The sequence below is a fragment of the Myroides sp. ZB35 genome (assembly GCF_001865835.1).
GTDB lineage: Bacteria > Bacteroidota > Bacteroidia > Flavobacteriales > Flavobacteriaceae > Flavobacterium > Flavobacterium odoratimimum.
Window position 1 is genome coordinate 2,072,961 of the sequence record NZ_CP017769.1, and the last position, 25,408, is coordinate 2,098,368.

At 33.7% G+C, this 25,408-nt stretch carries 23 protein-coding genes; 12 read left to right on the top strand and 11 right to left on the bottom strand.

The window, feature by feature from the left end; translation table 11 throughout:
• Window positions 1–76: 76 nt before the first annotated feature.
• The 4 genes from BK054_RS09345 to secA all read left to right on the top strand — a co-directional run bounded on the left by BK054_RS09345 (window position 77) and on the right by secA (window position 5,047).
• Window positions 77–766 carry an ABC transporter ATP-binding protein gene (locus BK054_RS09345; protein ID WP_006257113.1) on the top strand — a complete coding sequence of 230 codons (690 nt, stop codon included), beginning with the start codon at window positions 77–79 and terminating at the stop codon, window positions 764–766.
• Between the two features lie 157 nt (window positions 767–923).
• Window positions 924–1,499, top strand: coding sequence for a cob(I)yrinic acid a,c-diamide adenosyltransferase (locus BK054_RS09350; protein WP_006257112.1), 576 nt, complete (start codon window positions 924–926; stop codon window positions 1,497–1,499).
• Between the two features lie 134 nt (window positions 1,500–1,633).
• Window positions 1,634–1,855, top strand: coding sequence for a DUF2795 domain-containing protein (locus BK054_RS09355; protein ID WP_002986941.1), 222 nt, complete (start codon window positions 1,634–1,636; stop codon window positions 1,853–1,855).
• Window positions 1,856–1,945: 90 nt separating this feature from the next.
• Window positions 1,946–5,047, top strand: coding sequence for a preprotein translocase subunit SecA (gene secA / locus BK054_RS09360; protein ID WP_006257111.1), 3,102 nt, complete (start codon window positions 1,946–1,948; stop codon window positions 5,045–5,047).
• Between the two features lie 208 nt (window positions 5,048–5,255).
• Here the strand turns inward: secA and BK054_RS09365 are convergent, their stop codons facing one another.
• The 4 genes from BK054_RS09365 to BK054_RS09380 form a co-directional block, all read right to left on the bottom strand.
• Window positions 5,256–6,335 carry a peptidylprolyl isomerase gene (locus tag BK054_RS09365; RefSeq protein ID WP_006262988.1) on the bottom strand — a complete coding sequence of 360 codons (1,080 nt, stop codon included), beginning with the start codon at window positions 6,333–6,335 and terminating at the stop codon, window positions 5,256–5,258.
• 6 nt (window positions 6,336–6,341) lie between these two features.
• Complete coding sequence (gldI, locus tag BK054_RS09370) at window positions 6,342–6,893, bottom strand: gliding motility-associated peptidyl-prolyl isomerase GldI (RefSeq protein ID WP_006257109.1); 552 nt, start codon at window positions 6,891–6,893, stop codon at window positions 6,342–6,344.
• Window positions 6,886–7,908 (bottom strand): DHH family phosphoesterase, encoded by a 1,023-nt coding sequence (locus BK054_RS09375; RefSeq protein ID WP_006257108.1) that lies wholly within the window; start codon window positions 7,906–7,908, stop codon window positions 6,886–6,888. The genes gldI and BK054_RS09375 overlap by 8 nt, the downstream gene beginning before the upstream one ends.
• Window positions 7,909–7,993: 85 nt before the next feature.
• Window positions 7,994–8,677: a Crp/Fnr family transcriptional regulator gene (locus BK054_RS09380; RefSeq protein ID WP_006257106.1), complete on the bottom strand. Its 684-nt coding sequence runs from the start codon at window positions 8,675–8,677 to the stop codon at window positions 7,994–7,996.
• A gap of 117 nt (window positions 8,678–8,794) precedes the next feature.
• Between BK054_RS09380 and BK054_RS09385 the strand changes: the two genes are divergently transcribed.
• The 8 genes from BK054_RS09385 (at window position 8,795) to BK054_RS09420 (ending at window position 18,074) form a co-directional block, all read left to right on the top strand.
• The gene (locus BK054_RS09385; protein ID WP_006257105.1) at window positions 8,795–11,185 is read left to right on the top strand and encodes a heavy metal translocating P-type ATPase; all 2,391 of its coding nucleotides are present in this window, start codon (window positions 8,795–8,797) and stop codon (window positions 11,183–11,185) included.
• Between the two features lie 76 nt (window positions 11,186–11,261).
• Window positions 11,262–11,468, top strand: coding sequence for a cbb3-type cytochrome oxidase assembly protein CcoS (gene ccoS / locus BK054_RS09390; RefSeq protein ID WP_006257104.1), 207 nt, complete (start codon window positions 11,262–11,264; stop codon window positions 11,466–11,468).
• Between the two features lie 6 nt (window positions 11,469–11,474).
• Window positions 11,475–13,655: a cytochrome-c oxidase, cbb3-type subunit I gene (gene ccoN, locus BK054_RS09395; RefSeq protein ID WP_006257103.1), complete on the top strand. Its 2,181-nt coding sequence runs from the start codon at window positions 11,475–11,477 to the stop codon at window positions 13,653–13,655.
• A gap of 20 nt (window positions 13,656–13,675) precedes the next feature.
• The gene (locus BK054_RS09400) at window positions 13,676–13,882 is read left to right on the top strand and encodes a CcoQ/FixQ family Cbb3-type cytochrome c oxidase assembly chaperone (RefSeq protein ID WP_006257102.1); all 207 of its coding nucleotides are present in this window, start codon (window positions 13,676–13,678) and stop codon (window positions 13,880–13,882) included.
• On the top strand, window positions 13,879–14,856 hold the full coding sequence (locus BK054_RS09405) for a cbb3-type cytochrome c oxidase N-terminal domain-containing protein (protein ID WP_006257101.1): 978 nt from the start codon (window positions 13,879–13,881) through the stop codon (window positions 14,854–14,856). Before BK054_RS09400 ends, BK054_RS09405 begins: the two co-directional genes overlap by 4 nt.
• A 608-nt stretch (window positions 14,857–15,464) precedes the next feature.
• Window positions 15,465–16,898 (top strand): cytochrome c oxidase accessory protein CcoG, encoded by a 1,434-nt coding sequence (gene ccoG, locus BK054_RS09410; protein WP_006257100.1) that lies wholly within the window; start codon window positions 15,465–15,467, stop codon window positions 16,896–16,898.
• 18 nt (window positions 16,899–16,916) lie between these two features.
• Window positions 16,917–17,375, top strand: coding sequence for a FixH family protein (locus BK054_RS09415; RefSeq protein ID WP_006257099.1), 459 nt, complete (start codon window positions 16,917–16,919; stop codon window positions 17,373–17,375).
• Window positions 17,376–17,378: 3 nt separating this feature from the next.
• A complete protein-coding gene (locus BK054_RS09420) occupies window positions 17,379–18,074 on the top strand; it encodes a sulfite exporter TauE/SafE family protein (RefSeq protein ID WP_006257098.1) in 696 nt (231 codons plus the stop codon).
• Window positions 18,075–18,298: 224 nt separating this feature from the next.
• Here BK054_RS09420 and BK054_RS09425 read toward each other — a convergent pair whose 3' ends face one another.
• From BK054_RS09425 to bshC, 7 genes are all read right to left on the bottom strand, one after another.
• Window positions 18,299–18,922: a WbqC family protein gene (locus tag BK054_RS09425; protein ID WP_006257097.1), complete on the bottom strand. Its 624-nt coding sequence runs from the start codon at window positions 18,920–18,922 to the stop codon at window positions 18,299–18,301.
• An 8-nt stretch (window positions 18,923–18,930) separates the two neighbouring features.
• Entirely contained in the window at window positions 18,931–20,523 is a 1,593-nt protein-coding gene (gene lepB / locus BK054_RS09430) for a signal peptidase I (protein WP_006257095.1), read from the bottom strand.
• A gap of 36 nt (window positions 20,524–20,559) precedes the next feature.
• On the bottom strand, window positions 20,560–21,264 hold the full coding sequence (gene dapB, locus BK054_RS09435; RefSeq protein ID WP_006257094.1) for a 4-hydroxy-tetrahydrodipicolinate reductase: 705 nt from the start codon (window positions 21,262–21,264) through the stop codon (window positions 20,560–20,562).
• 12 nt (window positions 21,265–21,276) lie between these two features.
• On the bottom strand, window positions 21,277–21,864 hold the full coding sequence (locus BK054_RS09440; RefSeq protein ID WP_006257093.1) for a DUF5683 domain-containing protein: 588 nt from the start codon (window positions 21,862–21,864) through the stop codon (window positions 21,277–21,279).
• Window positions 21,864–22,769, bottom strand: coding sequence for a ParB/RepB/Spo0J family partition protein (locus BK054_RS09445; protein WP_006257091.1), 906 nt, complete (start codon window positions 22,767–22,769; stop codon window positions 21,864–21,866). The genes BK054_RS09440 and BK054_RS09445 overlap by 1 nt, the downstream gene beginning before the upstream one ends.
• A 29-nt stretch (window positions 22,770–22,798) precedes the next feature.
• Complete coding sequence (locus BK054_RS09450; RefSeq protein WP_006257090.1) at window positions 22,799–23,563, bottom strand: ParA family protein; 765 nt, start codon at window positions 23,561–23,563, stop codon at window positions 22,799–22,801.
• A gap of 212 nt (window positions 23,564–23,775) precedes the next feature.
• Complete coding sequence (gene bshC / locus BK054_RS09455; RefSeq protein WP_006257089.1) at window positions 23,776–25,365, bottom strand: bacillithiol biosynthesis cysteine-adding enzyme BshC; 1,590 nt, start codon at window positions 25,363–25,365, stop codon at window positions 23,776–23,778.
• Window positions 25,366–25,408 lie beyond the last annotated feature (43 nt).

The following is a 25,408-nucleotide window of genomic DNA, read 5'->3' on the forward strand; positions in this document are numbered from 1 at the left end:
AATTTATTTATCTTAGAAGAGTCTTTCGGATTATTAGAAAAGATAATGAACTAAAAGCATAACTAAACTATCTATTATGTCTACTCATATTATTCAAGTAAAAGATATTAAACGCGATTTTAAATTGGGATCTGAAACAGTATATGTGCTGAAAGGTGTGAATTTAGAAATAGCAAAAGGAGATTATGTTGCTCTAATGGGACCTTCAGGAAGCGGTAAGTCTACCTTGATGAATATCTTAGGATGCTTAGATACGCCTACTTCCGGTAGTTATTACTTAGATGGTAAAGATGTTAGTGCTCTAAAAGATGATCAATTAGCAGAGATTCGTAATAAGCATATTGGTTTTGTATTCCAGACTTTTAATTTATTGCCTAGAACGACTGCGTTAGATAATGTGGCATTACCTATGGTGTATGCAGGTAACTCTAAAGCAGAACGCAATGCTCGTGCAAAAGAAGTGTTAGATCAGGTGGGATTAAGTGATCGTATAGATCACCATCCTAATCAACTCTCAGGAGGGCAGAGGCAACGTGTAGCTGTAGCTCGTGCTCTAGTAAATAAACCAGCTATTATATTAGCTGATGAACCAACAGGAAATTTAGATACTAAGACTTCTGTTGAGATTATGAGTCTATTCGATGAAATACATGCGAATGGAAATACGGTTATACTAGTAACACATGAAGAAGATATAGCTGCACATGCACATCGCATCATCAGACTTAGAGATGGAGTGATAGAGAGTGATGAACGTATTAAGTAGATCGTAGTTCTTAGAAAGTTATTTTTATGTGTTATTAAGGTTTATCTTATATCAATAGATCTTTGATTAGAAATAATAGAGATTTCGTTAGAGAATAAGCTTTAGACATTTCTTTTTTTGTTGTACTTTGTGAGTTAATTAAACCAAGAACAATATTATGAAAGTATATACAAAAACTGGAGATAAGGGAACAACAGCATTATTTGGTGGTACACGTGTGCCAAAACATCACATCAGAATAGAAAGTTATGGTACGGTAGATGAATTGAATTCATATATCGGTTTAATTCGCGATCAAGAGATAAATCCCTTGTATAAAAAAGTATTGATAGAGATTCAGGATAGATTATTCACTGTAGGAGCTATATTAGCTACTGATCCAGAGAAAGCAATTTTGAAAAATGGAAAAGAAAGACTAAATATTCCAAAAATAAGTGTGGCTGATATAGAGCTATTAGAAAATGAAATTGACCGTATGGAAGATTCATTACCACAGATGACTCATTTCGTTTTGCCAGGTGGACATACTACTGTGTCATATTGTCATATCGCAAGATGTGTTTGTCGTAGAGCAGAGCGTTTGTCAGTGAGTCTGAATGAGTCAGAGCCTGTAGACGAGTCAGTTTTGAAGTATTTAAACCGACTTTCTGACTATCTTTTTGTGTTGGCACGAAAGTTGACTTTTGATTTACAGGCTGAAGAAGTGAAATGGATTCCAAGAAAAGAAGACTAAAAAAGTGTTATTTTTCTTAAAATCTGTAGATTTTAAAAAGCTACGTTCTTGAAAACAGCTGAAATAAATAAAAAAAAGCTTGATAATTTCATAATAAAAATTATTTTTGCATTAAAAATTTAAAACGAATAGAGATGTATTGGACATTAGAATTAGCATCTTACCTAAGTGATGCTCCATGGCCTGCGACGAAAGATGAGCTTATTGATTATGCAATTAGAACAGGTGCTCCTCTAGAGGTAGTAGAAAACCTTCAATCTATAGAAGATGAGGGAGAAATCTATGAATCAATGGAAGAGATATGGCCAGACTATCCGACTGACGAAGATTACCTTTGGAACGAGGATGAGTATTAAGATATAGATAAGAAAAAAGCCTCTAAAAAGGCTTTTTTTTTATTTAATTTTACGATTTGACAGTAATAAAAAAATAAACCACATAAATTTATGAGTATCATAAACAGCATATTAAAGGTGTTTGTTGGAGATAAATCAGAAAGAGATATCAAAGACATCAAGCCTTTAATTGAGAAAATAAAAACGTATGAAGGAGCTTTATCTAGCCTTTCAAACGATGAACTAAGAGCGAAAACAATTTACTTCAAAGAAAAGATACAGCAATCTAGAGCAGATCAAGATGCTAAAATCGCTTCTTATAAAGAAGAAATTGAGAAAACGCAAGATATCGATAAGAGAGAGTCTATCTACGCTAGCATTGATAGCTTAGAAAAAGAGGCTTATAACAACTCTGAGAAATTGCTATTGGATATTCTACCAGAAGCATTCGCTGTAGTAAAAGAAACAGCTCGTCGATTCAAAGAAAATGAAACAGTAATCGTTACTGCAACAGAACAAGATAGAATCTTCGCAGAGACTAAACCTTATGTGACTATCGTAGATGATAAGGCACATTGGGCGAATACATGGTCTGCTGCAGGAAAACAAGTTACTTGGGATATGATCCACTACGATGTACAGTTAATCGGGGGAATCGTATTACACCAAGGTAAAATTGCTGAGATGCATACAGGGGAAGGGAAAACGTTAGTAGCAACTTCACCATTGTACTTAAATGCATTAACAGGAAATGGAGTTCACTTAGTAACAGTGAATGACTACTTAGCAAAACGTGATAGTCAGTGGAAAGCTCCATTGTTTGAGTTCCACGGAATGACTGTTGATTGTATTGATAATCACCAACCAAACTCTCCAGGTAGAAAAGCGGCTTATGCTGCGGATATTACATACGGTACAAATAACGAATTCGGTTTTGACTACCTACGTGATAATATGGCACATACGCCAGAAGAATTAGTACAGAGAAAACACAACTTTGCAATCGTGGATGAGGTGGATTCTGTATTAATTGATGATGCTAGAACGCCATTGATTATTTCTGGACCTGTACCACAAGGAGATCGTCATGAATTTAATGAATTAAAACCAGAAGTAGCTAACTTAGTAGAGATGCAAAGAAAGCTAGCTAATGGATTCTTAGCAGAAGCTAAAAAATTAATTCGTGAAGGAAATACTAAAGAAGGTGGATTCTTATTGTTTAGAGCATATAGAAGTTTACCTAAGAATAAAGCGTTAATTAAGTTCTTAAGTGAAGAAGGAGTAAAACAATTACTTCAAAAAACTGAGAACCACTATATGCAGGACAACAATAGAGAAATGCATAAAGTAGATGAGGCGTTATACTTCGTGATCGAAGAAAAGAATAATCAAGTACAGTTAACTGATTTAGGTATTCAATTCTTATCAAAAGATACAGATCAAAACTTCTTCGTACTTCCAGATATTGGTGTTGAAATCGCTAAGATAGAAGCACAGAATCTATCTAAGGATGAAGAGGCTGAAGCAAAAGAAGTATTGTTCCAAGACTTCGGAGTGAAAAGTGAGCGTATCCACACTTTAAGCCAGTTATTAAAAGCTTATACTCTATTCGAAAAAGATACTGAATATGTAGTAATGGATAACAAAATTATGATCGTAGATGAGCAAACGGGACGTATCATGGATGGTCGTCGTTACTCAGATGGATTACACCAAGCTATCGAGGCTAAAGAGAATGTGAAAATTGAAGCAGCTACTCAAACATTTGCTACAATTACATTACAGAACTACTTCCGTATGTATAACAAACTAGGAGGTATGACTGGTACGGCGATTACAGAAGCAGGTGAGTTCTTACAGATTTATAAATTAGACGTTGTAGAGATTCCTACGAATAGAGGTATCGCTCGTCATGACAAAGAAGATAAGATTTATCGTTCAGTACGTGAGAAATTTAAAGCAGTAATCGAGGATGTGGTAGAGTTATCAAATGCTGGACGTCCAGTATTGATCGGTACAACATCAGTTGAGATTTCTGAGTTATTAAGTAGATCATTGAAAATGCGTGGTATTAGACACAATGTGTTGAATGCTAAATTACATAAACAAGAGGCTCAAATCGTAGAAGAAGCAGGACAATCAGGTATCGTAACTATTGCTACAAACATGGCAGGTCGTGGTACAGATATTAAGCTTTCTCAAGAAGTAAAAGACTTAGGAGGTCTTGCTATCATCGGTACTGAGCGCCATGACTCTCGTCGTGTAGACCGTCAGTTAAGAGGTCGTGCAGGTCGTCAAGGGGATCCAGGTAGTTCACAGTTCTATGTGTCACTAGAGGATAACTTAATGCGTCTATTCGGATCTGATCGTGTAGCTAAATTAATGGACAGAATGGGATTAGAGGATGGAGAAGTAATCCAACACTCTATGATGACAAAGTCTATCGAAAGAGCTCAGAAAAAAGTAGAAGAGAATAACTTCGGTATTCGTAAGCGTTTATTAGAATATGATGACGTGATGAATGCACAACGTGAAGTAATCTATAAACGTAGAAAGCATGCCTTATTCGGAGAGCGTCTTAAAGTGGATATCGCGAATATGATGTATGACCTATGTGAGCGTATTGTAGAGACTAACAAATTAGCTAGTGACTATAAAAATTACGAATTTGATATTATCCGTAATTTCGGTACGAACAATGTGGTTAGTGAAGAAGAGTTTGCAAAAGGTGATGTAGTTGCTATCGCTAATAAGCAATACGATATCGTTTATAATGCTTATGCAGATAAATGTAAACGTAGTGCAGCAGAAGCATTTAAAGTGATCAAAAATGTTTATGAGAACAATGCAGGTCAGTTTGAGCGTATTGTAGTTCCTTTTACAGATGGTGTTAAAACGATTAATATCGTAACTAACTTAGAAGAAGCTTATGCAACAGAAGGAATGTCATTAATTAATGATTTTGAGAAAAACATTACTTTGACTATTCTAGATGAGGCATGGAAGAAGCATTTAAGAAAAATGGATGAATTAAAGCAATCTGTACAGTTAGCTGTACATGAGCAAAAAGATCCATTGTTGATCTATAAATTCGAAGCATTTGAGTTATTTAGAAAGACTATTTTCGAGATTGATTCAGAGGTAATGACATTCTTGACTAGAGCAGATTTGCCACAACAAGAACAACCAGCAGAAGAGGTATCTGAAGCTTAAAAATAGATATGTCATAATAAGATGATATATGAAATAAAAAAGACGTGTTTTAACCACGTCTTTTTTTGTTTCTATAGATTTTGTAGTTAGGAATATTAAATGGTTTTATACAGTGCTAAATGAGTAAATAAGGAGTGCTCTGGTATGTGGAAATAAAAAAGGATTGACGTACGTCAATCCTTTTTGTAATTTTAAATATCTCGGAATATTACTTTTCAGTAGTCATTTCTAATTGGAAAACTAAATCAGTGTTAGGAGGGATAGGACCAACTCCACGTTCTCCATAAGCTAAATGAGAAGGGATAAAGATAATCGCTTTGTCTCCTATTTTCATTTGCTCTATTCCTTCAATAAAACCTGGTATTAAACCTGTTTTAGTACCATATTTAAAAGGGATAGGGATGTATTGGTTAGCGTTAGCTCTTCTTTGATCAAAAGTACCGAATAGCTTAGATAATTCTTCATTACTTGAATCAAACATAAGTCCGTTTTCAAAGAATCCTGCGTAGTCAATCATTACATCTTGCCCGATATTAGGTTTTTTACCTTCTCCTTCATTAATGATAACGTAAGATAGACCTGAGTGTGTTTTAGTAGCTTTTGCTTTTAATTCTGCGAATTTAGTAGCGTATTCTTTTTGGGCACCTTCTACTTTGTCTGCTTGATCTTTTTTAGCTTTGTCAGCGTCTTCAAAGTATTTTTTAAACACTTTGACTGCGTTGAATTTTTTAGCTTCTTTTCCTACTCTAATGATTTTTACAGACTCCATTTTGTCTCCTTGAGTGATAGCATTAACTATATCAAGACCTTTTACAGTATATCCAAAAACTGAATGCATTCCATCTAAATGTGGAGTAGCTTTATGTGTAATAAAGAATTGACTTCCGTTTGTAAAAGGACCGCTGTTTGCCATAGATAAAGTACCTGCTTTATCATGTTTTAAACTTGGGTCAAATTCGTCTTTAAATACATATCCTGGTCCACCAGAACCTGTACCTGTAGGGTCTCCACCTTGTATAACAAAATTAGGTTCTACTCTGTGAAAGGCGATACCATCAAAATAAGGTTTGTCTTTATATTGTTTGTCCACAAAAGGGTTATTACCTTCTGCTAATGAAACGAAGTTAGCAACTGTTACTGGTGCTTTCTCATATTCTAGTTCAACAACGATATTACCTTTTGATGTTTTGATATCAGCATATAAACCATCAGGTAAATCTGTCTTAGCTGAAGTACAAGAAGCAGCTAATGCTACAATACTTAGAATTAAACTTGTCATTTTTTTCATATTATTTTAGTTACTTTTTTCTATTGATTTTAAATCTATAGTGAATATTAATGGTTGATTTTTACCTATTTTGTTTCTGTCGCCTAGATAGCTGTATGCTAATATAGAAGGGCTAAGTACTTTGATAGACTCATTTTTCTTCATGAGCTTGATAGAGTGTCTTAATATAGGAAGGATGTCTTCTTTATCAACTATATAAGATAGTACTCCGATGTCATTAGAAGAATATAATAAACTGTCTTGTAAAGTGCTTATTTCATAAGTGTACATGACAGTATTACCTTCTGAAGGTCTGATAGAGTCATGTATTTTTCGTTCTTGATAGCTGTACCAAAAACCGTTTTTAGAATTGATATATGTATTATCTTTATCTGTTTCTATGTATTGGCTTATGAGTTCTTCTTCACTTTTAACCATATCCATATTTTTCAAAGCAGAGCTTTGTATAATGCTTTCTTTTGACTTTGATATCGGTTTTCTTGCTTCTTTATCTTGATTACAACTAGTAGCAAAAACAGCAAATAATGCTATACTTAGAAACTGAATAGATTTATACATAGAATTCTTTTTTATGCTTTTTAATGATGTCTGTAAATCGAGTTATTGTATCTTCTAAAGATAGTGTAGATTTACCACCTGCGGCATTTACATGCCCTCCACCTTCGAAATATTTACGTGCTAGTTGGTTCACGTCCATATTGCCTTGTGATCTTAGTGATATTTTTACAATGCCTTCATCTTTTCTTTCAATAAAGAAAAAGGTTAGGTCAATCCCTTTAATTGATAATCCGTAGTTAACAAAACCTTCTGTGTCTCCTTTTTGATGTTGGAACTCGTTAAGTTCTTTATCAGTCAGATATATATATGATGTATTGTATTCAGGTAATATTACCATGTTTTGGAGTGCTTTACCTAATAATTGTAATCTGTTGTAATTACTGTTGTCAAATAAAGCATTGTGTATAGCAGGGTTGTCTATTCCTTTGTCTATCAATTCTGCTACAACACGGTGAGTGTTGGCATTTGTTTTAGGGAACCTAAAAGAACCTGAGTCAGTTACAATACCTGTGTATATACATGTAGCAGCATCTTTATCAACTAAATGAGTTAGTTTTAATGCTTGTATAATAGTGTATAGAAGTTCGCATGTAGACCCAAACTCTGGATTAGAGAAGGTTAATGTAGCATAGTCACCGGGCATTTGGTGGTGGTCTATCATTACAAATGGAGCAGTCATCTTTTCAAGAACTTTTTCCATATCCTCCCCTGTTCTTAATAGAATATTAAAGTCTAAAGTGAAGATATAGTCACTAGAAGAAAGAATCTGATTAGCTAATTCTCTTTTTTTATCAAAGATGATAATGTTTTCACTAGCTGGCATCCAGGCAAGGAAGTGTGGAAAATCATTAGGAGATATAATATATGCGTCATGTCCTAATGCTTTTAAAATATGGTACAACCCTAATGTAGAGCCAATGGCGTCACCATCAGGATTTCTATGAGGGATAATACTTATCTTTTTTGGCGAGCTTAAAATAGATTGTAGTTGCTCTATATATTTTTCATTCATCATGTTGCGAAAATACATTATTTTAAGAATATTAAATAATGATATCTAAGTTTAAATGATAAAAAGTTACGTTAAAGAATGAATGATATTATTGAGCTAATGCTTTTAGTTCGTTTTTGTCTTTTAGAATAATCTTTTTACCAGATAATTCTATTATACCGTCCTTTTTAAGCTCTGATAATAAGCGAATACAGCTTTCTGTGGCAGTACCGACCATATTAGCAAGATCTTCTCTTGATAATTGGATATTCAGTGCATTATTTTCTGGATTAATACCACCTACTTCCTCAAGTTTTAGAAGTATAATAGCAAGACGCTCTTTAACTGTCTTGTGAGTGTGATCAGCTAAGCCTTTGTCTGCATCTTTTAAGTGGTTACAGATGTCTCTTGTTACAAGTAAAGAGAATTTATTGTTATCTGTGAAGTATTCCATCATTTCTTTCTTAGGAATAAAACAGATTTGCATATCTTCAATCGCTGTTGCAGTAAGATTAGATGTCTCTTCATTAATGATAGAGCGTTGTCCTAGAAGGTCTCCATTCTTAGCAAGCTTAACAATTGTGTCTTTACCATTAGAGTTGAGTTTTGTTAATTTACAAAAACCGTCCTTGATACAAAATACACCATTAAGGTTATCACCTTCACTGAAGATGGTTTCCCCTTTCTTTACGATAAAGTGAGTTTTAGTTTCAGATATTGTTAAAAGCTCTTCTCTAGTTAATGCTTTTAGAGAACTAAATTCTCTAATAATACACTGTTCACATCTGCCCATGACCAAGTAGTTTTTGTTAAAATAACTCTACAAAGATAGTGATTTTTTATGATAAATGTCATATATTCTCCATTATTAAACGTAGACCTTTGGTATAGGTAAAATGAGCAATAAATTATGGATAAAAATAAGTGTTATCACTGTGGTAATGAGGTGACAACCTTTAACCGCATTGACTTCGATGATAAAGAATTTTGCTGTAATGGGTGTAAGACAGTTTATGAGATTTTTAGCGATAATGATTTAAGCTGTTATTATGATATGGAGACTACTCCAGGGGCTACTCCAGAAGAAGCAAATGGTAAATATGATTTTTTAGAGAAAACAGAAATTATTAACAAACTCCTAGAGTTCAATGAAGGAGCAACTAATATTGTTTCTTTATATATCCCACATATTCACTGTAGTTCTTGTATCTGGATATTAGAGAATCTGCACAGACTAAATGACGGTGTGATTCGAGTATTGGTTAATTTCCCTGAAAAGAAAGCAACAATTACATTTAATTCTGAAAAGGTATCTTTAAAAGAGTTAGTTCTTCTACTAACGAAGATAGGTTACGAACCTTATATAAGTTTAAAAAATTATGAAGATAAGCCTCAGGCTATAGATAGAAGTTTAATTTATAAAATAGGGATAGCATTTTTTAGTTTTGGAAATGTTATGATGCTTTCTTTCCCAGAGTATTTTAATATTGATGATATCTGGATGAGAGAATATAAGGATTTTTTTAGATGGCTTATATTACTTATTTCTTTACCCGTATTTTTTTATTCTGCTTCTCCTTACCACTTGGCTGCTTGGAAAGGGATTAAAACAAAAAATTATACCATAGACATTCCTATGTCTTTAGGAATTATAGTGATGTTTATTCGAAGTACGATAGATATTATATTTGATTTAGGCCCAGGTTTTTTTGATAGTATGACTATGTTAGTCTTCTTTATGTTGTTAGGAAAACTGTTTCAACAACGTACTTATAACTTCCTATCTTTTGAAAGAGATTATAAATCCTATTTTCCTATTGCGATTACTAAAATTGGAGAGGATGGAGTAGAAGAACCTATTCAAGTCTATGAGGTTGTAAAAGGGGATCGTCTTCTGATCCGTAACCAAGAACTAGTACCTGTGGATTCAATATTGATTTCAGAATCAGCTTTTATTGACTATAGTTTTGTAACAGGTGAAGCTGTTCCTGTAGAAAAGAAATCAGGAGATAAAGTTTTTGCAGGAGGAAAACAAGTGGGAGACGTTATTGAGATAGAGGCAGTGAATACTGTTTCTCAAAGTTATCTAACTCAGTTATGGAGTAATGATGTCTTCCAGAAAAAAGTGGATATTAAGTATAAAACTATTACGGATACGATTAGTCATTATTTTACCCCTGTATTATTGCTGATTTCTATATCTGCTTTTATAGGTTGGGCTTTTGTGGATATCAATGCCGCTTTTAATGTGTTTACAGCTATTCTAATCGTTGCTTGTCCTTGTGCCTTAGCTTTGACTGCTCCATTCACTTTAGGTAATGCTATCCGTATTTATGGTAGAAATAAGTTCTATTTAAAAAATGTTACTGTCGTAGAACAAATGGCAAAGGTGAATACTATTGTTTTTGATAAGACAGGTACTATTACTACTAATGCAAGTTCAACTATACAGTATGTCGGAGAGGAGTTATCTAAAGAAGAACAAGGCGATATTAGAAATATTATTAGAGCATCTAATCATCCCTTGAGTAGAAAACTGTATAACTTTTTGTCTACAAAGGTGGTTGTCAAACCTGAGTTATTTGAAGAAATACCAGGAAAAGGACTGTTGGGTACGATAAACAAAAATAGTTATCTAATAGGATCTCCTAGTTTGTTAGGGATTCAAAGTGAACAAGTGTTAAATGAAACATCAGTTCATATCCAAATTAATGGGGAGTATAAAGGGAAGTTTGTATTTGCTAACCACTATAGAGAAGGCGTTACAGAATTGTTTGATAATTTAACAAATATCGGATATAAATTAGCTATTCTTTCAGGAGATAATGATGGTGAGAAAGAAGTGTTAGAAAAGTTGCTTCCTAGTTCTACTTCGTTGGTTTTTAATCAGAAGCCAGAAGAGAAATTAGAATATGTCAAAAGATTGCAAGAAAATGGGGGGAATGTAATGATGGTTGGAGATGGATTAAATGATGCAGGAGCATTAGCTCAAAGTAATGTAGGAGTGTCTGTTTCTGAGAATGTTAATGTGTTTACTCCAGCAAGTGATGCCATACTAGATGCTAAGATGTTTAAAAGCTTAAAGTCATTCTTAAATTATTCAAAGAAATCTGTTAAAATTATCAAATTAAGTTATATCTTAGCTTTAAGCTATAATGTGATTGGTATAACGGTTTCTATAATGAATAAAATGTCTCCATTGGTAGCGGCTATATTAATGCCCATAAGCACTGTTTCTATAATCAGCTTTGTAACGATCATGAGTAATTACTTTGCAAAGAAGATTATAAAGAAAGATTAAGATAAAAAGCTAAATATGATAGTTATCATGTTTTAAGGCATCAGATAATGTTAATTTTGACAAGTAAATATTAGGTATGAGTGTTATATATTTCTTAATTAGTATCAGTGTAGTAGTAGCTGGTATATTTCTATACTTATTTATACGGTCAGTAAAAAGCGGTCAGTTTGATGACGCGTATACCCCTTCAGTGCGTATGCTTTTTGATGACGAAGTAAAAGTTACTTCAAAAGAGAAGAAAGACAAAAAAACAGATAATAAACAAAAAGAAAATCAAATATAAACAACTATGGAAGTGCAACAATTTTATTATGACAACAAAATTGTAAAGAAATTTCTTTATGCTTCAATATTTTTTGGAGCTGTCGGGATGCTTGTAGGATTAGTTTTAGCAGTGATGTTTATATTTCCTAACTTAACAGATGGAATATCTTGGTTGAGTTTCGGGAGATTGCGTCCATTGCATACTAATGCTGTGATTTTTGCGTTCGTTGGTAACGCAATTTTCGGAGGAATATACTATTCTTTACAAAGGTTATGTAAAGCCAGAATGTACAGTGACTTTTTAAGTAATCTTCACTTTTACGGATGGCAATTAATTTTAATTGGTGCTGTAATTACCTTACCATTAGGATTTACAACATCAAAAGAGTACGCTGAATTAGAATGGCCTATAGACATCGCGATTGCAGTGATTTGGGTGACATTCGGTGTTAATATGATTATGACGATTATCAAAAGAAGAGAGCGTCATATTTATGTTGCAATTTGGTTCTACTTAGCGACTTTTGTTACTGTAGCTGTATTACATATCTTTAACTCATTAGAGTTACCTGTAAGTGCATTTAAATCTTACTCTGTGTACGCAGGGGTACAAGACGCATTAGTGCAGTGGTGGTATGGACATAATGCGGTGGCATTCTTCTTAACTACACCTTTCTTAGGTTTAATGTATTATTATTTACCAAAAGCAGCGAATAGACCAGTTTATTCTTATAGACTATCTATCATTCACTTCTGGTCTTTAATTTTCTTATACATCTGGGCAGGTCCTCACCACTTATTGTATTCAGCATTACCAGAATGGGCTCAAAACTTAGGAGTTGTGTTCTCAGTAATGTTAATTGCACCATCTTGGGGAGGTATGATCAACGGTCTTTTAACTCTTCGTGGAGTTTGGGATAAAGTAAGAGTTGATCCAGTATTAAAATTCTTCGTAGTAGGTATTACAGGATACGGTATGGCTACTTTTGAAGGACCAATGTTATCTCTTAAAAATGTAAACGCTATTGCTCACTATACTGACTGGATCGTAGCTCACGTACACGTTGGAGCATTAGCTTGGAACGGATTCATGACATTCGGTATGGTGTACTGGTTAATTCCTAGAATGGTTAAAACAGAGCTTTATTCTAAAGCTGCTGCTAACTTCCACTTCTGGATTGGTACATTAGGTATTATCTTATATACTATTCCATTATATGTGGCAGGTTTCTCTCAACACTTAATGTGGAAAGACTTTAACCCTGATGGAACTTTAAAATATGGTAACTTCTTAGAAACAGTTACAGCTATTATGCCAATGTATGCAATGCGTGCTATTGGAGGAACATTGTATTTAGCAGGGGTATTAGTATTGATTTACAATATCTATAAAACTGTAAAAGCTGGTCAACCAGTTCAAGATGAATTAGCTGAAGCACCTGCATTACAAAGAATTTCTGCTGGTAGATTAAAAGGAGAAGGATGGCATACTCATTTAGAGAGAAGACCTATTCAGTTTACGATCTTAACTACAGTAGCTATCTTAATTGGAGGATTGGTACAGATTGTTCCTACAATATTTGTGAAGTCAAATATTCCTACTATTACAAGTGTTAAACCATATACTCCTCTAGAGTTAGAAGGTCGTGACCTTTATATTAGAGAAGGATGTGTGGGGTGTCACTCACAAATGATTCGTCCTTTCCGTTCAGAAGTTGAAAGATATGGTGAGTACTCAAAATCAGGGGAATATGTTTATGATCACCCATTCTTATGGGGTTCTAAGAGAACAGGTCCAGATTTATTTAGAGTAGGAGGTAAATATTCTGATAGTTGGCATTATAACCACATGTATGACCCTCAGTCAACATCTCCTAATTCAATCATGCCTGGATATAAATGGTTATTTGCTAATAAAAATGCAGATTACTCAGATATAGAAACTAAAATGAGTGTAATGAGAACTTTAGGAGTTCCATATACAGATGAGGATATTGCTAACGCGAAGGCTTCTATAAAAGCACAGTCTGAAGAGATTGCTAAGAACTTAGAAGGTGATCCTGATTATGTGAAGTCATATGAGGATAGTAAAAAACGTGCACAAGCAAAAGGTGAAGAGTTTATACCTATGAGTGATCGTGAGATTGTAGCAGTGATTGCTTATCTACAACGTTTAGGTACCGACATTAAAAAGGTAGAAGAATAATATTTTAAAAATGAATCAATATGCTAAAATTCATTAAACATAATATGGAAACAATAGGTGGAGTGGAGATATTCCCTATTATATCACTTATTATTTTCTTTACATTCTTTGTTGGACTTTTCGTGTGGGTTGCTACTTATAAGAAAGACACAATAGAAGAATTGAGCAATATGCCATTCATGGATGATGAAGAGCACAATGTTGATAGTAATTCACGAAAATTATGAAAAAGTTTTTTCCAGTATATGTAAGAGTTCCTCTTCTATTTGCTATTTTCTTTTTAGCGATAGAATGGTTAGTAGGGGGGGATAGTGATAAACCGGCTTTTGTAGAACATCCCGTTGTTCTAATATTATTAGGTTTATTCTTGTTCGCATTGATTGCTGTTGAAATTGTAGCATCTGCAACAAACAAGATTTTGGATCGCTTAATGACTCCTGAAGAGAGAGCTCTAAAACAAAAAGAAGCTAGTCGCCCATTAAGAGATGCCCCTTGGGTAAAACGCTTAATGCAGAAATTGACTAATACTAAAACAATTGAGCAAGAAGGCGATATCATGATGGATCATGATTATGATGGAATTAAAGAGTTAGATAATGATTTACCACCATGGTGGGTTGGACTTTTCTATGTGACTGCAATTTTTGCTGTAATCTATATGTTGAGATATCACGTATTTGATGCAGATAATCAAGTTGCTGAGTTTGAAAAAGAAATGATTGCTGCTAAAGAACAAGTTGAGGAGTACAAGAAAAATGCTCCTGATATGTTAACAGCTGATCAAGCAGTATTCTCTGATGATCCAACTGTGTTAGCTGCTGGTAAGGCACTTTTTGATACAAATTGTGCTGTATGTCATAAGAATGATGGTGGGGGATCTATCGGACCTAACTTAACTGACGACCACTGGATATTAGGTGGAGGTATGAAAAATGTCTTCAATACAATTTCTGAAGGTGGACGTCCTGGTAAAGGAATGGTGCCTTGGAAGTCAAATTTCAAACCATCTGAAATAGAAAAGTTAGCTTCTTATGTTATTTCTCTTAATGGTACAGTTCCAGCAGAGGCTAAAGCTCCAGAAGGAGATATTGTATGGTCTAAAGCAGAATTGACTGGAGGAGATGCTTCAGAAGAAGGTGCAAAAGAAGAAGCTTCTGAAGAGGTTGCTGTAGATGCAGAAACTGTTGAAGTAAAGAATTAAAATAATATAGTCTATACTAACTGTATTATTAGTATAGACTGGTAAAAAGAATAGAGGGCTAAGGTTGACAATTTAGCCCTCTTTTATACCAAATATTTTCTATTGATCAAGAGGTGTTGACTTATTTCGTTTATTGGTGTTAATAAAGACATTATCTATAGTATTATTATCATAAATACAATGCATATTGAGAGCTTTTTTCGTACCTTTCTAGTATAAAAAAAGTTTATGTCTGTCAAGGTTTTATTTAGTTGTTAAACGAGGACTTGGTAGAGTTAAACTGTTTAAAATATAAGGTATTTAGAAGCGATTATACTGTTTTAGGATTTATATATATAGATGTTGATATAACAGTAGATGAGAAGTAAATCTTATCTTTTTAATAAACGAATATGATTGTTTGTGTTTTTTACTTTGGTTAGGGAAAGCGGAACAGTTAGGTATATTTCAGATTAAGAGAATAAGGAATCTTTTAGGCGACAATAATTAGAAGATTTCTGACAGATTATCTGTCAAAAACTTGTGCTTAGGCACTATTATAAACTAACATAATAAGAATAGAGTATAAGTAGTTTATTACTTTATTACTCATTGAAAAACATTTTACTATGGCTACAATACATGATGAGAGTTTCCGTGACTCCATAGGTACAATTGACAAAGATGGTAAAAGAGCTTGGATCTATCCTAAAAAACCTTCGGGCCCTTTTTATAATAAACGTAAGATCGTAAGTTACGCTCTTATCTTGTTTCTTTTTGCTGCGCCATTTATTAAGATAAATGGAAACCAGTTTTTATTGTTTAACGTAATAGATAGAAAGTTTAATATTTTTGGTTTTCCTTTCTGGCCACAGGATTTTTATCTTGTAGTAATATCTATGATTATTGGTGTAGTTTTTGTTACCCTATTTACAGTTTCATTTGGTCGTATATTTTGTGGTTGGATTTGCCCTCAAACGATTTTTATGGAAATGGTTTTTAGACGTATTGAATATTGGATTGATGGAGATAGAGGAGCTCAAATGCGTTTAGATAAACAACCATGGACATCTGAGAAAATAAGAAAGAGAGTTTTAAAGTGGTTTATATTTTTTGTTATTTCCTTTTTGATTGCTAATGTTTTCTTAGCTTATATTATTGGAAGTGATGTCGTTCTTCAAATGATGAAAGACGGACCAGCAGATCACATGGGGCGTTTTATTGGATTAATAATATTTACTGGAGCTTTCTACTTTGTATTTACATGGTTTAGAGAGCAAGTATGTGTTATTGCTTGTCCTTATGGTAGATTACAAGGAGTTTTATTAGACAATAAATCTATTATTGTAGCTTATGACCACGTGCGTGGTGAAGCGACAAATGGTAGAGCTAAGTTTAAAAAAGGAGTTGATAGAACTGCAGAAGGTATAGGAGATTGTATCGACTGTAAGCAATGTGTAAATGTATGTCCAACAGGTATTGATATTCGTAATGGTACTCAGTTAGAGTGTGTGAACTGTACAGCTTGTATTGATGAGTGTGATCACATGATGGAGAGTGTTGGTTTACCTACTGGTTTGATACGTTATGCATCAGAATCAGAAATATCAGAAGGTACTAAGTTTAAATTTAGTTTGCGTCAGAAAGGTTATGTAGCTGTTCTTTGTATCCTAATGACTATTCTGGTAGGGTTATTGTTCTTAAGAACAGATATTGAAGCTACTGTGCTTCGTGTGGCAGGTCAAACGTATACCCATGTCACCGTAGATGATAAGGAGAATATTAGAAACGTTTATACCTTTAAGGTAGTTAATAAAACGATGAAGGATTTCGAGAATGTAACCTTTAAGTTATCTTCTCCAGAAACAGGAATTATTACTTTAGTAGGGAACCCAATTATAAAAGTGGTTAAAGAAGGATATGCAGAAGGAACTATGTTTATTGATGTTCCACAGTTCTTATTAGAAAGTCATCGTACAAAAGTTAAAATAGAGGTGTATGAAGGAGATAAGTTGATTCAGACAACTTCAACAAACTTCTTAGGCCCTAGAACATTGGATTAATATTAAAATTTGTTAGGTATGAAATTTAATTTTGGAACAGGTATTGTTATTGCTATGGGGATTTTTATGGTCTTCATTTTGCAATATGTTATTAGAGTACAGATTGATAGTAAATATGATAATGAGTTAGTTACTGAGAATTATTATCAACAAGAAATAGAAGTAGATGGTAAACACGATAGAGAAGTAGCTGCATTGAAGCTTGCTACTCCGGTATCTATTGAGTCTACTAAAGCAGGAGATATATCGATTGTGTTTCCTTCAGATTTTGACGCAAAAAATATTACAGGAAAAATATTCCTATACAGACCGTCTAACCAGAAATTAGACTTTGATATGCCTATATCACTGTCTTCTTCCAATTTGCTCATACCTAACAATACGCTGGTAGACGGTCGTTGGGATATTGCAGTAGAATGGTCTTATAATGGATCAGATTACAGAAATAAACAAAGTTTAACTGTAAAAAAAGATTAACTAGTGATTACAGCTCTTATTTTTGGACTGATTAGTAGTCTGCATTGCATTGGTATGTGCGGACCTATAGCTATGATGTTGCCAGTTTCTAAGAGTAATGGTACTAAAAAAGCTATGCAGATATTCACCTATCATTTAGGGAGAATATCTGCATATTCTATTTTAGGACTTGTTTTTGGTATGTTTGGTAAAGGCCTTTACTTAGCTGGACTACAGCAGCAGATGTCTATTGTTGTAGGGATTTTAATGATTGTCTTTATATTAATACCACAAAACAAGCTTGGAAACTTTGGCTTTCTAAAGCCTTTTTACTTTATAGTGAGTAAGATTAAAACTAAACTAGGAGGTCAGTTTAAAAAACAAAATAAAGGAACACTGTACTTTATTGGTTTTTTTAATGGCTTTTTGCCATGCGGTATGGTCTATGTCGCATTGTTTGGTGCATTAGCTACACAGAGTGTATTTATGGGGATGCTTTATATGGCTCTATTTGGAGTAGGAACTATTCCTTTGATGAGTTCTATTATTTATGTAAGAGATATGTTTTCTCCTAGAGTAAGAAACGGTATTATGAAGTATTACCCTTATGTTATCGTAATCTTCGGGATGTTGTTTATTATACGCGGTCTGGGATTAGATATTCCTTTTTTATCTCCAGATAATTTAAATCTTTTTGTAAGGGGAGAGGCTGATTGCTAGTTAAGTACAATTTATTTAAAATAAATTGTATAAAATGATGTGACTTTTTTCAGAATTATTGTCTTAAGTGTATAACGATAAGGTCATCAACGATTTTTAATGCTATGAAAAGGAAAAGATATGTTGATTGTTTGTTACTTATAATTTATCGTTATAGTACTTAAAATAAAAGTATAAAATTGCGCTATGAAAGAAAAAAAGCTGACCACTGGTCAGCTTTTTTTTTATATGCTTAATGACTGCTTTTTAAGATAATCTATAGCATGTCTTCCTTCATTGAATAATAAGTCTAGAATACTTAGATTGTTTAAGTAGCCATGTTTTTCATCAAAAACTTGGATGTATGGAGTGTAGATATTAGTATCTTTCTTACCATTTATTAAAGTTCTCAAATCAGTAATGTCATTACTTACTTCTTTATGGTAGTCTTTAGTTTGTTCATAAGGGAGGTCTATCCCTAAGCAAGAACATAACACTTCATGTATTTGAAGGTTAAGATCTAACATAAACTCTGGTTTTCCTTCAAAAATAGGACGAATCTCATCTTCAAAGTACTCGAAGTAAGGAGAAGTTCTATAAGCAGCTTCTAGGCTCTTAAAATGCTGTTTTTGCCAGCCAAAAGCATGCTCTATTCTTACATCCTTATATTTTTGTTTAAGTTCTTTTGAGTGTTTGATTGGAATATTAAGCATTTGCTTTCCATTAGCACTATAGATGAACGCTCTATTTCTATTGGTTTGTTTTTGAAAGTTATCTTCCATCTCAAATGTTATTTTGTCTGCTTGTAACATAGCTACAAAGTGACTGATAGAAGGGAAGTAACTAGGATGAATAAGTATGTTATTCATGTTTTAATTTAATATTTTGAATTCTTTTTTTCTTTTCTCTTTTTGTAAGTATTATAACCTACTAAACCTATCACGGCTACTAAGAAGTAAGGGAAGTAAGAAGTCTGCTTACCATTACCATTAACAGTAGTAAACATTCTATCCCAACGAATCTTATCTAATGCTTTTGACCATGGAACGTATTGATCTATACTTAACCATACAAAAACAGGTTTTCCTACAATGTGATCTTCAGGTACAAATCCCCAATATCTACTATCTTCAGATCTATTTCTATTGTCTCCCATCATGAAGTAATAATCTTGTTGGAAAGTGTATTTATCTGTAGCTACATCGTTGATATAGATTTTATTGCCTCTAACCTCTAATTTATTGCCCTCATATACCTGAATAACTCTTTGGTACATTGGGAAGTTATCAGCATTTAGCGTAACTGTCTCTCCTTTAGCAGGAATATGTAGAGGACCTAAGTCATCATTTGTCCAAGTTTTAGAGTTATGAGGGAATATTACATTAGCATACGCTGCTTGAATATAGGCTTTAGCTTCTTCTGGATATCCTTTTGTAACACTTACTATTTGAGACATAGACTTTAATACTTCTACATTTTCATCTGTTAAAGCGGCGAAGATTAATGTTTTCGGATCATTGTTAAAGTATTCAATACCTTCTCTTGTATCTAATCGTTTTACTAAAGCATTTAGATCTATTGGTGTACCGTCTGTTTTTACAGTATAAGTGCTCTGTAATCTAGCACGATCATTAAGCTTTAATTTCTCATTATTGATGTAAACATCACCATTAACTAACGAAATGTTTTCTCCTGGTAAACCTACAGCTCGTTTAACATAGTTTGTTTTCTTGTCGATTGGTTTATCTACAGCAGGTCTTCTAAGTGGATCGTTGAACTGATAAACAGTATCGGTTGGCCAGTTGAACACGACGATATCGTTGTGTTGTATCTTTTGAAAACCAGGTAATCTAAAGTATGGTAAATGTGGCTTTTTTAAGTAAGAATTCTTCTTTGTAAATGGTAAAGTATCATGTACCATTGGTAACGCTACCGTAGTCATAGGAGTTCTTGCCCCATAGTGGAACTTACTTACGAATAAGAAGTCTCCTACTAGTAAAGTCTTTTCTAATGAAGACGTTGGTATTGTATAAGGTTGAATTACATAAGTGTGAATCACTGTAGCAACAACAACTGCAAATAGAATTGAACTAACAGTCTCTCCTGAGCTTGTAGCTGCTTTTGTACTTCTGTTTTCTACATATTTTACATCGACAGCATAGTTGATATAATAGATATAAAGACCTAGTGTTACTACTCCTAGTATAGTGTCTACTGTTTTGTTTTTTCCGAAGCTTCTAAGTGTCTCTACCCAAACTACTGGAAACATGATTAAATTCACAATAGGTACAAACAATAAGATAACCCACCATCTAGGACGGTTTATGATTTGCATTAAGACCACAGCATTATATACAGGCACGATAGCTTGCCAGCTTTTCTTTCCAGCTTTTACGTATAATTTCCAAGTTCCAAGAAAGTGTATAACTTGTACTAAAAGAAAAAACAAAAACCATTGAGACATTGTCATAGTTTAGTATTGTTTAATGATTATTAGTGAAGGTAATTATTTTTTTAGATTCAGAACATCTTTCATAGAGAATATTCCTTTTTTATTTTGTATCCATTCAGCGGCTACTACTGCTCCTAGAGCAAAGCCTTCTCTATTATGAGCTGTGTGCTTGATCTCTATCTGGTCGATAGCAGAGTCATAGAATACACTGTGTGTACCAGGTACGCTATCTATGCGTTTTGCATTGATATGTATCTGATTAGCATCTGGTGTATCTAATGTCCATGCTGTATAATCTGTATTTTCGATAATACCATTAGCCAAAGAAATAGCTGTACCGCTAGGAGCATCTAACTTTTGGGTATGATGTATTTCTTCCATAGATACTTTATAATCATTAAGATTATTCATCATCTTAGCTAAATAGCTGTTTAGCTCAAAGAATAGGTTTACTCCTAAACTAAAATTAGACCCATATAAAAAAGCACCATTGCTTTTCGTACATAGATCTACCATCTTATCATATTCTTCTAACCAACCTGTGGTACCTGATATAATAGGGATATTTAGTTCAAAACAAGTTGTAATATTCTGTACAGCAGCAGAAGGCACACTGAAGTCTATCGCTACATCTGTCTCTTTTAGTCCTTCATAAGTATCAGAACTTCTTTTGCGAAGTACTATTTCGTGGCCTCTTTCTATGGCAATTCTTTCAATGATTTGACCCATTTTGCCATATCCTAATAAAGCAATTTTCATTGGATAAATATTTTAAAAGCGATATTCTACATTTATCGCATATTGGAACTGATTTTGATTCTGAAGATTCATTCTGTCTATCTCAAAGGCAGGCTTAATAGTCAAGTTCTCATTAACGTTGAACTGCATCAAGTGAGCATCTACGTTAGCGTCGATGATACTTAGAACATAAAAACCAACTGTGATTACGACAGATAAGTCTCTATTACGTCTATAGAACTTTTGAGCTTCTAATATACGATCGTTGTCTAATCCTCCAAAAGTAGGGTCGTTAGGATCGTTAACACCTTGTAGACGTTTCTTATATTCGTCTCTATATCTATTATACTGTCTTTGGTTATCCATCCAGAAGTATGTAGGTATTCCTATACCTGCATATACTAATGGTACTTTCCAGTATTTCTTATTATAGATTTGACCTACTCCAGGAATAACAGAGGCATAGAATGCCGCACGAGAAGGAGCTACAGGATCTAATGGTTTATAGTCTGCAGACTCTTTTTTCGTAGTAGGTTCATCTTCTTCACTTACAGACTGTGCATAGGTGGGGTGACAGACTGCTCCTATGAAGAATAATAGGATTAATAACTTGTGTTTCACTAATTTTCTAATAGTTTGATAATACGATTTAAGTCTTCTTCAGAGTGGAAAGGAATAGATATCTTTCCTTTTCCATTATTAGAAACTTTAATATCTACTTTTGTTCCAAAGAATTGTCCGAATGATCTCGAATAACTTTCTGGAATATTAAACTCTGTATTTTTCTTAGATAGAGCAGGTGATACTATACCTCTTAGTTGTTCTTGATATTTTTTTACGATAGCCTCAGTCTCTCTTACAGATAAGTTTTCTGTAATGATTTTGTGATAGATATCTGTCTGTACATCTAAGTCTTCTATATTAATAATAGCACGACCATGTCCCATAGTGATAAATCCATCTCTTATCCCTGTCTGAATGATTGGGTCTAGACGCAGTAGGCGCAAGTAATTAGCGATAGTAGAACGTTTCTTTCCTACGCGATCACTTACTTGTTCTTGTGTCAGATTTATTTCTTCCATTAGACGTTGATACGACAGTGCTATCTCGATAGGGTCTAGATCATGACGTTGGATATTCTCTACTAAAGCCATAGTTAGAGACTCATTGTCATTCGCTATACGGATATAAGCAGGCACAGAGTCTAATCCTACTATTTTAGAAGCTCTTAAACGGCGTTCACCAGAGATTAATTGGTATTTGTTGAACTCAATTTTTCTAACCGTAATAGGTTGTATTACACCTAATTCTCGAATACTTGTAGCTAACTCTTGTAAAGACTCTTCGTTAAAGTTCGTTCTAGGTTGGAATGGATTTATCTCAATAGAGTCTATGTCTAGCTCTATAATATTGCCGATTACTTTATCTGCATTATTATCTTCGATTGATCTAATATCGTTATCTGGATCTTTTAATAGAGCCGATAGTCCTCTTCCTAAAGCTTGTTTCTTAATTGCCTTTGCCATAATATTCTAAATAATAATTCTAGAGAAGTCTAACTATTTTTTCGAATAATTTCTTCTGCTAGATTGATGTAATTTGTAGCCCCTTTACTAGTAGCGTCATAGTTAATGATACTTTCGCCAAAGCTAGGTGCTTCACTTAATTTTACATTTCGTTGGATAATAGTATCGAATACCATATCGTTAAAATGTTTCTGTACTTCCTCTACCACTTGATTAGACAAGCGTAAGCGAGAGTCGTACATCGTTAATAGCAATCCTTCTATATCTAGATTAGGATTGTGTATTTTTTGAACACTTTTAATTGTGTTTAATAATTTACCAAGACCTTCTAATGCAAAGTATTCACACTGAATCGGAATAGCTACAGAATCAGCAGCTGTCAACGCATTTAGTGTAAGTAAACCTAAAGAAGGAGCACAGTCGATTATGATGTAATCAAACTTATCTTTGACAGATTTAAGTGCTTCTTTAAGCATGTATTCTCGGTTTGGTTTATCCACCAACTCAATTTCAATAGCCACTAAGTCAATGTGGGCGGGGATTAGATATACATTCGGAGCTGTACATTCCACAATCGCTTCTTCTGGCGTATTACTGTGCTCTAATATTTCATAAGTACCAATCTCAACAGAGTCTACATCGATTCCTAATCCAGAGGAAGCATTGGCCTGAGGATCTGCGTCTATGATAAGTACTTTTTTCTCTAGTGCTCCTAATGAAGCAGCAAGATTAACTGATGTTGTAGTTTTTCCTACACCACCTTTTTGATTAGCAATAGCAATGATTTTACCCATTTTACCAAAAGAATGTTTTTATAATTGGTAAAAATACGATTATTTGCGACTCTACGAAATCTTATTTATCAACATTTCCCTAAAAACCTTAAAATTCAATATCTTATAAAAATAAATGCCATCTGTGCTATAAATGGCATTTATTCACTAATATCTTTATTTTAATCTAAATATGTTTCTGTAATAGTTAATATACTAGTTTTTGCTTTGTATTAAAGAATGACAATGTCAAATTCTTGATTTAGTGGTTCTAATTGTGCAAATAGTGCCTTGATCAGCTGGTCTCCATATTCTTTGTAATACACAGAGAAGTTAACGATACGCTCTTGTAGGCTATTATTAGGGAATAGTTCATTCTGTAATAAGGTAATGCGCTCTAGCTTGTCAGCGTGATTTCTTTTCTCAGCGATACGCAGTCTTTTCTCTAAGTTGTCTAATCCTTTTAGTTGTTTGACTTTCTGTGCATTTACTGCTCCGATAAAAGATTTATCCGTTTGTAAAGCTATTTCTTCTAGTGTTTTAAACTGCTCTTCTAAGAACTGGCGTTGTTGTTCAAAATCAAATTGAATAGAAGAGAACTCTTTCGTTTTCGCATTGATTAAGTGACTTTGTTTCATGAACATATCTTTCCAAGAGAGTTCTAGTTTATCCATTTTCTCTACTTGTTTAGAAGTCGCTAATAGCACTGAATTTCTCAGTAATAGCATCGGGAAAGTGATCTTGTGTAAATCAAATACTTTTTTTAATTCTAACCAGTATGCCAATTCTCCACCACCTCCAGTATAGCATAGATTAGGCAATATTACTTCTTGATATAACGGTCTCAGTATCACATTAGGACTAAAGCATTCTGGGTGATTCTCTAGTTCTGTTAGTATTGCTTCTTTAGTGAAGGTAATAGACGTATTATTTACCTTATATATATCATCTTCATAGATAATTCTTTCTCTCAGATTATCCTGTATATAGAATAAGTTGATATCACGAGGATTGACCTGTATGAAGTATTCTGATAGTGTATCGTAGCTTTTTTCAACTTCTTTGATAGCACTCTGATGAAGTAATTCTTCTTTGATATGAGGAGCAAATAACTTTTTCAGTTCAGCGTCATCACCATCTATGATTACCAGTCCGTACTCTGCGAATAGTTCATTCGCTAAGTAACGTGTAGCATCCGTCAGATTATCGTGTTTTAGATAAGCATTTTCGAATAGCTCCTTGATATAAGTAGCATTACTACCTACCCCGATATGAGATTGGAATACTTCATATACTTTATCCAGACCTTCTGTACTTAATCTTCCTACAGGACCTTTGCTCTCTCTGTTCCAGCAAATCACTTTTTCTTCAAATACGAAGTGATTAATTTCTTCGAAGTCGTGATCTTCTGTTGCCATCCAGTACACTGGGACAAAGTTTTCGTTGGGATACTTAGCGTTCAGTTCTTTGGCTAAGTTGATCACAGAGATGATTTTGTATAAGAAGTATAACGGTCCCGTAAATAAGTTTAACTGGTGTCCAGTCGTAACTGTAAATGTATTTTCTTTCGCTAATGCGTTTATATGCTCTAAAGTCTTCTCAGAAGTCTTCGTGTTTTTATATTGACTTAACAACGCCTGACAGAGTACAGTTCTATGTTCTATCGGATAGTTAGCACGCTTCTCGTCTAACTGTTGTTTAAAGTTTTCTATAGTAGGAAAGTGATTATATAAGTGTTTTAGATTAGCCTCTTGATTAAGGTAATCTAACATTAGTTTTGAAAAATAGCCCGCGTTCTGAAACGTAATTTTGTCTAAAGGCATAGTGTTTATTTTTTGCTAATTTAAACAATAATCAGTTTTTAAA